Consider the following 9,092-nt stretch of genomic DNA (forward strand, 5'->3'; position numbering starts at 1 on the left):
GCAATTTTACGCGAAATACTGCGCTTTAGAAACTTAACGGGGATGATTTAATGTATTTTGTAAGTCGAGTAACAGATCTTTTTTAGCCGGTGTGGTTTTAGGTGTCGCAGCTTGGGGTATAAATAAAACTAACTGAGTCCCAGGCTTTAATACGCTAGATGCTGATAACTTATTCCAACGTGCTAAATCGCTATGAGCAACGCCATACAACTGACTTATATTCCACAGGTTATCACCGGGTTTAACGTGGTAATCTACCTCGATGGTTGGAATAACGGGCTCTTTTTGTTCCAAGTAAGGGCTTATTTTATAGTTAATAGTGAGCGATTCAGGTAACGTTTGCGGCTCTCCTAAAATAAGTTTTTCGCCAACACCAATAAAGTTATTTTGCTTATTATTGAGCTGTTTTAGTGCCTTTAAAGGCAAGCCAAAATGCCTAGCAATACCGTATAGTGTGTCATTTTTTTTGACTATGTATTCGCCTGCAAAATTGGCTTTAAAAAAACGGTTTTTTAGTAAAGCTTGTTGCTCAATAGGAAGCAACAAAGTATGCGGGCCATGGGGGGAACTTTGGTTTTTTAAATAACCCCGATTAAGAGCATGTAGCTGTTTTACACCCATACCAGAGAGCTTGGCCATAATTGAAAAATCGAACTGTTTTGCCACATTTAACGAGGTGGTCAGTGCTTTATAAGGAAGCTTTGGGCGTTTAAATTTTGCCTTAGGGTGTTTTACTAAATAGCTTAATGCTAATAGTTTTGGTACATAGTCAGCGGTTTCTTTTGGCAGTGTTAGTGCCCAAAAGTCAGTTGACTTCCCTCGTTTTTGATTGCGTTTTATAGCACGTTTAACTCTGCCTTCACCGGTGTTATAGGCTGCAAGTGCATGCAACCAATTACCATCAAAACGTTTATGTAAATAGCTTAAGTAATCTAGTGCTGCATCGGTTGAGGCTAATACATCCTGGCGTCCGTCGTACCATTGATCTGATTTAACCCCAAAATGATGTGCAGTTGCTGCAACCAGTTGCCACACACCCACAGCGTGCTCACTTGAGCGGGCGGTAGGCCTAAAGCCACTTTCTACAAATGGCAGTAATGCCAGTTCCATGGGGAGTTGCTTTTGCTCTACTTTTTTTACTATATGGTATAAAAAAGGCTCTGCACGGCGAGACACTATATTTAAATAATTCGGTTGTTTTAAATACCAGTTAATGCGTTTCTTTAACGCCTGATTTTGCTCAACCGGTAAATGTAAGTTATCAGCAATATGTGCCCATAAGTCAGTTGGTTGAGTTACTTTTAGGGCTTTAGGTATTGTTTTTATATTAATGATTTTTTTGGTGTTTGTAGAGGTCGGCGTGTTTGATTGTGCGGTTTTTTGCTCTACAGGTGCAGGGACTACAGGCGCAATGATCTCTGGCTGTGTGGTTTTACAGCTACATAGCAATATAATGGCAAAGCATAAGATCAGGTGACGCATTTTGTTCCTTTTTAAAAAATATATTTCCATATTTTAACACAATCCATTGTGTTCAGTTATTGACTGTTTTTAGCGCGAAGTAATCCCGATTGCAAAAATAAGTTACTTGATTTTATATCAAGTGGTTCTTGTTGGTAAGGTTTTAGTACTTCACTTGGGAATTTTTTTTGTAATTGCTCAATACTGGCTTCAGGGTTGTTTTTAACCTGCTCCGTAATTGCTTCTAAAAACGTGAGTGACTGTTTTAATTTAACTTTATCGACTAAATTGCCATGGCCAGGAATAAAAAGTGACAGCGTATTATTATTTATATATTTTTTTAATAAGCGTTGCCATTGATTAAGCTCGCCATGCCCTGGGTAGGGTAGCCAGTCAATTATATCACCACCTATTAAGGTTTTACCCTTGTCGGCAAGTAATGTTAAATCGCCATTAGTATGTGCCTGATGCGGGTTTATAGTGAGTGTATAGCCACCTAAATCTAACGTTTTAGATTCACTAATACTCATTTTTGGTGGTGTTAATTGATAGTCTTGCCAGCGAAATAAGCGCTTTTTAGCGCGGGTAAGCTTTTCTCGCCATTGAACTTGCTCAGCATCGGGTAAGGTGGCTAATCGTTGATAGCTCAGCTCAATGCTTTTCTCGAATCCCTCTAGCTTGTCTGTTAAGGCTTGCTGGTAAAGCGAAAAGTCGTTAGCGACTTGTTGGTGAGTAATAAGTTTTGCGTCTGGGAAGTAATGCTGCATAACCGCCATCCCCAGTAAGTGATCGTCATGAAAGTGGGTTGCAACTAAGTAACATAAAGGCGTCTTTAGACGTTGTTTTAGCTCAGTTACCAGTTGTTCTACTGCCGCAAAGTTACCACTGGCATCAACGAGTAAGGCACATTCACTGCCTTCAATTAATACTTGGTTAGAATCGTAAAAACGAAGTCTTTCAGGTTGCTTAAGAAATTGAATATTAGCTGACAACGGTTGCCACTCAATTGCTGCCTCGCTTTTTGTTTGCATAAACAAGCAAATTAAAGGCAGTAAGCACTTACCTATTTTTTGAGCTTTACTTAAAAATGGTTGCATCTTTATCTCTAGCTGTATTTTTGACGGTAAAAACAATAAAAGCGCAAAATGCGCTTTTATTTAGTGTGCTCAGAGTTCGAGCTTAAGTACTGACTCAATTTATCAATCAGTTGATCTTGATATTCAAGCTCAACTGATTTTTGAGTTTTCGCTTCAAGCAATTCGTGGCTTAAATTTAAGGCAGCCATAAGTAATGCTTTTTGATCGTTTCTGACTGTTGAACGTTGTTTCATTTGTTCAACTAAATCATTCAGATTTTTGGCGGCCGCTTTTAGTGCCTCTTCTTGCCCCGCAGGACAAGCAAATTGCTGCTCTTTACCAAGCAATTCAACAGTGACTCGCTGGTTTTGCAGCTCAGACATTAGCTTGCCTGTTGCGCGCTTTGTAATTTATCTAACAATGATGACAAGGTGGTACTTGCATCTTTTTGTTTTTCTTCATTTTCAAGGGCTTCTAACTGCAATAACTCATTTTCATCAAGTAGCTTGCTATTTTGCTCTTTAAGCTCTGAAATATCAGTTTGTAACTGATTATTACGGGTAATTAGTTGGTCGATCAGTTGTTCGAGTTGTTGAAGAGTGTTGTTGTTCATAAATGCGCTCATATAACTGTAATTAATGTCATGCAAATGTAAAGCAAAGTGTGTTTATTTGCCAGCATTTACGCTGGTTTTAGGTGATTTTTATTCTATGTTAAGGGATAATTCACGCTATTGGCTTTTTCATTCAGAAGCGGTTCACGTAAACCCCCGCTTTTGCTGGTATCGATTGTCAAAGTAGTGTGCTTATGGTTCACTGATTTTATTAAATAGCGTATGGTGAAAATAAATAATGCTTAGTTACAGACACTCCTTTCATGCGGGTAACCCTGCCGATGTACTTAAACATTTAGTGTTAGCGCAAGTACTGGGTTATCAAACAATTAAAGATAAGCCGCTTGACTATATTGATACGCATTCGGGGGCTGGTTTTTTTGAGCTTGCTGCACCTGACGCGCAAAAAACCCAAGAGTACCAAGATGGCATTGAAAAACTGTGGCAACATACTAGCCAACACAGTGCCTTAAATGACTACATTGAACTAATAAAATCATTTAATGAGAGCGCATCGCTGGCGTTTTACCCAGGCTCACCAAAAATAGCCGAGCACTTTTTACGCCGTCAAGATAAGGGCTGGTTTTTTGAGCTGCATCCGCGAGATTTAGTCTTACTTGAAGAAAACATGCAAGGTAAGCGTTCTATTCGTGTACGCGGCGAAAATGGGTTTGCAGGCTTAATTGGTTTGTTACCGCCAGCTTCGCGCAGAGCCTGTGTGTTAATAGACCCACCTTATGAAATAAAAGACGATTACAATACGGTAGTACAAACCATTGTTAAAGCACATCAACGCTTTGCAACAGGGACTTACATGATCTGGTATCCGGTTGTGGACAGAGAACGTATTGATAATATGGAGCAGGGTTTAATTGACGCGGGCATTAAAAATATTCAATTATTTGAATTAGGTACTGAAGCAGATACAGAAGTACATGGTATGACCGCCTCTGGAATGATAGTGATAAATCCACCCTGGAAGCTGAAACAAACTATGGATGACGTGTTACCTGAACTAGTAAGCTTGTTGAGTAAGCCAAGTGGCTTTTATCGCAGCGAGCAGTTAGTTGCCGAATAAAAATAAATAAGCCTAGGGTCTGTTGACCTTTGCGGATTAAAATTTGTTCAAACTAGGGGCGGTTTAATCGCGGCGCGAGGTTTGTAACCTAGTGGGCTCGATAACTGCTCCTGCGTTATTCTACTGGCTTACATCCATGTAAGAATAAGTAAAAACCGAGCAAAGCTTCCGCGTCCTGCTCACGCCCCTTACCTACATCCATGTAGGCAACAAAGAGTAAATCGCCCTTAGGCAGAACCCTTCGGGCAGCGCCTGTTTGGCATTGATGCTGCGTTATCGCCTATTTATGGGGAATAACCACACCACATAGGCGCTGCCTTGCCTAAATACCAAACAGACTGCTGCAAATTTAACCTTGAAAGATCAACAGACCCTAGTTTAACTGGGCTTTATACTGATCTACTTAGTTGCGGAGTATTGTTACGCTTAATTAAAAGTAAACAGCGTTAAAGGTTGCAAGTTGCTTGCCTGCCTCATTTTGTAATACTAATTTTTCACCGTTAATTTGCCATTGCGTTGCTGCTTGCAGCACACCCGCCATGGCGCTTTCTTGTTCCATATTGTCATGACACATTTTTTGCGTGGTTGCTAACTGCGTAAAAGTCACTGCTTGCTTCGATACTTCATAACCGCCATTAAAGTTATTGCACCCTAAAAAACCGTGCACAGTGTTGTCACTATTAAATTGAATAAATGGCTCTTTAGTATTCACTTCAACGGGATTGCCATCGATTGAAACGGCTTTGAAGTAGGTATTTACTAAGTCAACGTCTGGCTTTGACGCTACTTTTGAAACAATAATTTCTAAAGGCTCTGATGAGGCCGTATTAGCAAAAGGCGAGTTACTTGTTGTGCTGGTGTATAGTAAGTTTCCTTGATTATTAATGGTTGCGCGCACGCTGTAGCGATGGGCTGGATCAATTTTTTCAAGGTTGTATTCAAGCTCTACTTTATACGGCGGTGCGCCTACTAAATCAATTACCTGCTCAGAAATAACGGTTGCTGCCACATCCATTTTTGACACATCAACCAAGGTAACGGTTAGCTGTGAATTAGGCGCTAATAGGCTGCGATCTAGGTAGCTAACTTGCACTGGTAGAGAGGCTGTTGTTTGTTTCACAGCGCTATTTTGCTGTGCGGTGTCATCGTTACATGCGCTAAGCATAAGTGTGCCACTTGCTAAAAAACATAGGCCTGCAACCGACTTTAAGATTGAGTTTGGCTTTGGTGAGAACATAACAGTTCCTAGATATAATTACGGATATAAACAGTAGCATACGGCTAAGTTACTTAATCATCGCTTAACTTGTAAATACAGCCAATACAGAAAGTTGAGATATAAAAAAAGACGCTAGGCGCCTTGATTCGTTACTTATTTTTTAACGTATTTAGTTAAAATTACAATACGTTGTCCATCAACACGCCCTTCAATATGTTCTGGGTTGCTGGTTAAGCCAATATTACGCACAGCAGTACCGCGTTTTGCTGTTAAGCTACTACCTTTCACATCTAGATCTTTTATTAACGTAACGGTGTCGCCAGCTTGTAGCACTACGCCATTACTATCAATGTGTTTAATATCATCATCTTCAGCAAGGGCTTGCTGAGCCCATGTTAATGTGTATTCTTCAAGGTAAATCATATCAAGTGCGTCTTGTGCCCAGCCATTATCGGCTGCTAGTCGTGTCAGCATGCGATAAGCAACAACTTGTACCGCCGGTGTTTGGCTCCACATGCTGTCATTTAAACAATGCCAATGAGTAGGAGTTAAATCGCGGGTGCCCTCAATTTGATCTTTACATGTTTGACAGGTGTAAATGCATTTATCTGAATGAGCTTCGGTAACTGGAGGTACTTCGTATACAGTTAAGTTATCTGTTGCTGCGCAGAGTTCACATTGGTTGTTGCTACGCTCTATTAAGGCTTGTTCAATGCTCATATTAGGGGCTCTTGTGAGTTTATAAAAAATTTATAATCGCATTATACCTTATAACCATAACCTTTGGGTATGCTCAGAGCGGCTGATAGCAGCAAAACCTTATAAAAAATAAGGTTAATAAAGGTTTTTATTTTAAGAATATAAATTTAGGCTTAGTTGCTTGTTTTTTATTCGAATTAAAATTGCAGCAAGTCTTTAAAGTTTCACTATACTGGTTAGGTATAACAATAAAAATAACGCTTACATCACTGCAAAACAGGAAGGGTAATGCCAAATAATCCAGACGTAAAAAATTCATCTATTTTGGTCACTCAATATATTGCTAGGCAACCCATTTTTCATGCTGATAGAAGCATTTTTGCCTTTGAGTTACTTTATCGCGATTCAGTTAATAATGCCTTTCCTGCGGGAACAACCGACGGGCAGGCCACTGGGCGACTTTTTTTTAATGCGTTAATGCTGGTTGGGGTGGAAAAGCTGGCGCTTAATCAGACCGTGTTTATAAACCTATCTAGCGAAGGGCTTTTAGAGGATTTACCTACATTATTACAGCCTGAAAATACTGTAATTGAAATTGTTGAGCGTACTGAAAATATCGAGCTTGTTACTCAACGAGTAACTGAGCTAAAAAAAGCAGGGTATGTATTTGCGTTAGATGATTATGACGCGCATGAAAAATGGCAACCTTTGCTCAGTTTGGTTGATTATATAAAGCTTGAAGTAGAAGAGCCTATAATAAAAACCACCATGCTACTTAAAAAGCTCAAACGCAATCACCCTGAGGTTAAAATAGTGGTAGAGCGAATCGAAACGTATGACGAATTTAGGCAGCTTAAAGAAGCTGGATGCGATTACTTTCAAGGATTCTTTTTTGCACGGCCAGAAATGCTCAGTTACGGTAATGTTGAGCCGTTAAAAATGGCGGTTTTTGATTTATTGCGCTGCACATCTCGTCCTGATTTGGATTTTAACGAAATTAATCAACGTATTTCTAAAGATGTGGGTTTAACCGCACGTGTTCTCAAACTAGTTAATGCTCGCTCTGCTAATAAAAATTTAGTGATTACGTCAATTCCACAAGCGGTTGTGTATTTAGGGGAAGATTCTATTAGAAAGTTTGTACGAGTACTGGCGCTGAGCGAACTTGGCTCAGACAAACCTAGTGAACTTACTCGTTTAGGTTTATGTAGAGCGCAGTTTATGCAATTGATTTTAGAGCCTGGCGGAAAGATTATTGCAGAGCAAGGCTATTTAGTCGGCTTGATGTCGGTGCTTGATGCTATTTTAGATATGGAACTGGAAGCTATTGCCAAAGAGTTTAGCTTAGGGGCTGAGTTATCTGGTGCACTTTTAAGTTTTGATGGCATGATGGGGAACTCATTACATTTAATAAAAGCAGTAGAAGAAGATAACTGGCAATTGGCTAAAAAGTTGCTAGAGACTATTCGCCCTGCATCAGATATAGAGCTGGTGTATACAGCCATGTTAGATGCGCGCCAATATGCGGATGAGTTATTAGCCACCATTATTGAACAAGACTAACGTAAAACGTTTGGGTATGATTGGCACATATTGATTTTACTTAGTATTACACCATGCGTTTATTTTTACCTATCACGACTATTTTAATTGCCTTAGCTTTATTGATCCCCGGGGTGACCCAGCCAGTGCTGAGTATGGAAGGAAAAATTGATAAATCTAAACTTGCTCAAGCCGGTATTGAAATGCTGGCAGATGAAGGAAATCAAAACACCCGTAATATGCTAATGATGGTCTCGAGTATGTTGGGGTTAGACAAACTTGAAGGTGAGATCAGCGCTTATCAAAAAACGCGTAGTATTTGGGGCACCGTTAACGAACTGGCCGATAACAAAAACTACTTAGTGGCGATATTAGTGGCGTTTTTTTCAATAGTGATCCCAACTATTAAGTTGTTGCTTCAATTGTTTTATTGTGCACTGAAGGAGACTTCGTTTAAGTACAAGCTTGGTAAAGTGATAATTGGCTTAAGTAAATGGAGTATGGTGGATGTGTTTGTTATTGCATTAATCGTGGCTTACATGGCTGGTAATGCAAACGCGAACTCAGAAGACTTACTTAATATGCATGCTGAGTTTGGTACTGGTTTTTGGTATTTTACCGGCTATTGCCTGTTCGCCATTGCGGCTAGTAGCTTGATAAAGCCAGTGGTAAAAACCAGTTAATGATTGAGTTTTAAACGCAGTTACCATAAACTTTAAATGTCTATTTATTATTAGGTTAATTCATTGCAACGTATTTACTGTATTTTACTCACGCTAACTTTGTTACTCACTTTTGTGGGTCAAGCCGTTGCGTCTGTATCTATGGTATGTGATGTGCCGCATATGAACATGGCAACCCATGCATCGATGCAGCATAGTGAAATGGCAATGAGTGACGACGCTGATACAACAACCATGTCTATGGATTGCTGTAGTGAGCAAAGCACGTTAACCCAAGATTGCAGTTGCCCGATGAGTGCTTGTAATTCGCATTCGGCCTTGCATGTAAACTCGCTATTTATAGCTTCTAAATTACCCTCTGAAAAAGTGCACCTTGCTGTCATGCAGCGCCAACCTAATTTTGCACGATCTCTTTATCGTCCTCCTATGCCTGCATAACCGCAGGATAGGTGTATTCAAAATCTAGCCATTTAGCTTTTTGTCATCTATCTGCTTAAAAATTTAATCGTTTTTTATTTTTTAAATTTAAGTGGAGCAAGTGATGAATCACTTCGCAGTATTAAAAGCCGTTTGTGTGAGCAGCTTATTGAGCATTAGTGTCTCTGTACACAGTGCTGAACTGAGTTTAAATGAGGCAATTAACTAACCTGAGATCTGGTTAAGCCAACATTAGATTATTACTCTCTAAAATTTCAAGTTCTTGCGATGTTAAATCTAATGA

Annotated in this window: 10 protein-coding genes; 4 read left to right on the plus strand and 6 right to left on the minus strand. The window is 39.7% G+C overall.

Annotated elements, in window-relative coordinates; genetic code table 11:
* Window positions 1-33: 33 nt before the first annotated feature.
* Genes AAEY57_RS09320 through AAEY57_RS09335 form a run of 4 tightly spaced genes read right to left on the minus strand, consistent with a single transcriptional unit; the run spans window position 34 to window position 3,150 of the window.
* Complete coding sequence (locus AAEY57_RS09320) at window positions 34-1,482, minus strand: transglycosylase SLT domain-containing protein (protein ID WP_055012394.1); 1,449 nt, start codon at window positions 1,480-1,482, stop codon at window positions 34-36.
* A 56-nt stretch (window positions 1,483-1,538) separates the two neighbouring features.
* The gene (locus AAEY57_RS09325; protein ID WP_273001722.1) at window positions 1,539-2,558 is read right to left on the minus strand and encodes an MBL fold metallo-hydrolase; all 1,020 of its coding nucleotides are present in this window, start codon (window positions 2,556-2,558) and stop codon (window positions 1,539-1,541) included.
* A gap of 56 nt (window positions 2,559-2,614) precedes the next feature.
* On the minus strand, window positions 2,615-2,920 hold the full coding sequence (locus AAEY57_RS09330; RefSeq protein ID WP_013466007.1) for a cell division protein ZapA: 306 nt from the start codon (window positions 2,918-2,920) through the stop codon (window positions 2,615-2,617).
* Entirely contained in the window at window positions 2,920-3,150 is a 231-nt protein-coding gene (locus tag AAEY57_RS09335) for a hypothetical protein (RefSeq protein ID WP_008466311.1), read from the minus strand. Before AAEY57_RS09335 ends, AAEY57_RS09330 begins: the two co-directional genes overlap by 1 nt.
* 238 nt (window positions 3,151-3,388) lie before the next feature.
* Between AAEY57_RS09335 and AAEY57_RS09340 the strand changes: the two genes are divergently transcribed.
* Window positions 3,389-4,228 carry a 23S rRNA (adenine(2030)-N(6))-methyltransferase RlmJ gene (locus AAEY57_RS09340; RefSeq protein ID WP_013466006.1) on the plus strand — a complete coding sequence of 280 codons (840 nt, stop codon included), beginning with the start codon at window positions 3,389-3,391 and terminating at the stop codon, window positions 4,226-4,228.
* A 430-nt stretch (window positions 4,229-4,658) separates the two neighbouring features.
* Here AAEY57_RS09340 and AAEY57_RS09345 read toward each other — a convergent pair whose 3' ends face one another.
* Together AAEY57_RS09345 and AAEY57_RS09350 are read right to left on the minus strand one after the other, a co-directional pair.
* Window positions 4,659-5,465 carry an META domain-containing protein gene (locus AAEY57_RS09345; RefSeq protein ID WP_350607600.1) on the minus strand — a complete coding sequence of 269 codons (807 nt, stop codon included), beginning with the start codon at window positions 5,463-5,465 and terminating at the stop codon, window positions 4,659-4,661.
* Window positions 5,466-5,600: 135 nt separating this feature from the next.
* Window positions 5,601-6,167 (minus strand): PhnA domain-containing protein, encoded by a 567-nt coding sequence (locus tag AAEY57_RS09350; protein ID WP_273002272.1) that lies wholly within the window; start codon window positions 6,165-6,167, stop codon window positions 5,601-5,603.
* A gap of 267 nt (window positions 6,168-6,434) precedes the next feature.
* Here AAEY57_RS09350 and AAEY57_RS09355 point away from each other — a divergent pair, with 267 nt between their 5' ends.
* The 3 genes from AAEY57_RS09355 (at window position 6,435) to AAEY57_RS09365 (ending at window position 8,809) form a co-directional block, all read left to right on the plus strand.
* Window positions 6,435-7,709 carry an EAL and HDOD domain-containing protein gene (locus AAEY57_RS09355; protein WP_024601950.1) on the plus strand — a complete coding sequence of 425 codons (1,275 nt, stop codon included), beginning with the start codon at window positions 6,435-6,437 and terminating at the stop codon, window positions 7,707-7,709.
* A 53-nt stretch (window positions 7,710-7,762) separates the two neighbouring features.
* Entirely contained in the window at window positions 7,763-8,371 is a 609-nt protein-coding gene (locus tag AAEY57_RS09360; protein ID WP_273002276.1) for a paraquat-inducible protein A, read from the plus strand.
* A 63-nt stretch (window positions 8,372-8,434) separates the two neighbouring features.
* Window positions 8,435-8,809 carry a hypothetical protein gene (locus AAEY57_RS09365; RefSeq protein ID WP_013466001.1) on the plus strand — a complete coding sequence of 125 codons (375 nt, stop codon included), beginning with the start codon at window positions 8,435-8,437 and terminating at the stop codon, window positions 8,807-8,809.
* Window positions 8,810-9,092 lie beyond the last annotated feature (283 nt).

Origin of the sequence: Pseudoalteromonas sp. MER144-MNA-CIBAN-0113 (assembly GCF_040308965.1) — a bacterium.
Classification (GTDB): Bacteria; Pseudomonadota; Gammaproteobacteria; order Enterobacterales; family Alteromonadaceae; genus Pseudoalteromonas; species Pseudoalteromonas tetraodonis.

Coding starts and splice junctions, on each gene's coding strand:
- AAEY57_RS09355 (WP_024601950.1), top strand. CDS start 6,435: ATGCCAAATAATCCAGACGTAAAAAATTCATCTATTTTGGTCACTCAA.
- AAEY57_RS09340 (WP_013466006.1), top strand. CDS start 3,389: ATGCTTAGTTACAGACACTCCTTTCATGCGGGTAACCCTGCCGATGTA.
- AAEY57_RS09360 (WP_273002276.1), top strand. CDS start 7,763: ATGCGTTTATTTTTACCTATCACGACTATTTTAATTGCCTTAGCTTTA.
- AAEY57_RS09335 (WP_008466311.1), bottom strand. CDS start 3,150: ATGAACAACAACACTCTTCAACAACTCGAACAACTGATCGACCAACTA.
- AAEY57_RS09330 (WP_013466007.1), bottom strand. CDS start 2,920: ATGTCTGAGCTGCAAAACCAGCGAGTCACTGTTGAATTGCTTGGTAAA.
- AAEY57_RS09350 (WP_273002272.1), bottom strand. CDS start 6,167: ATGAGCATTGAACAAGCCTTAATAGAGCGTAGCAACAACCAATGTGAA.
- AAEY57_RS09320 (WP_055012394.1), bottom strand. CDS start 1,482: ATGCGTCACCTGATCTTATGCTTTGCCATTATATTGCTATGTAGCTGT.
- AAEY57_RS09325 (WP_273001722.1), bottom strand. CDS start 2,558: ATGCAACCATTTTTAAGTAAAGCTCAAAAAATAGGTAAGTGCTTACTG.
- AAEY57_RS09345 (WP_350607600.1), bottom strand. CDS start 5,465: ATGTTCTCACCAAAGCCAAACTCAATCTTAAAGTCGGTTGCAGGCCTA.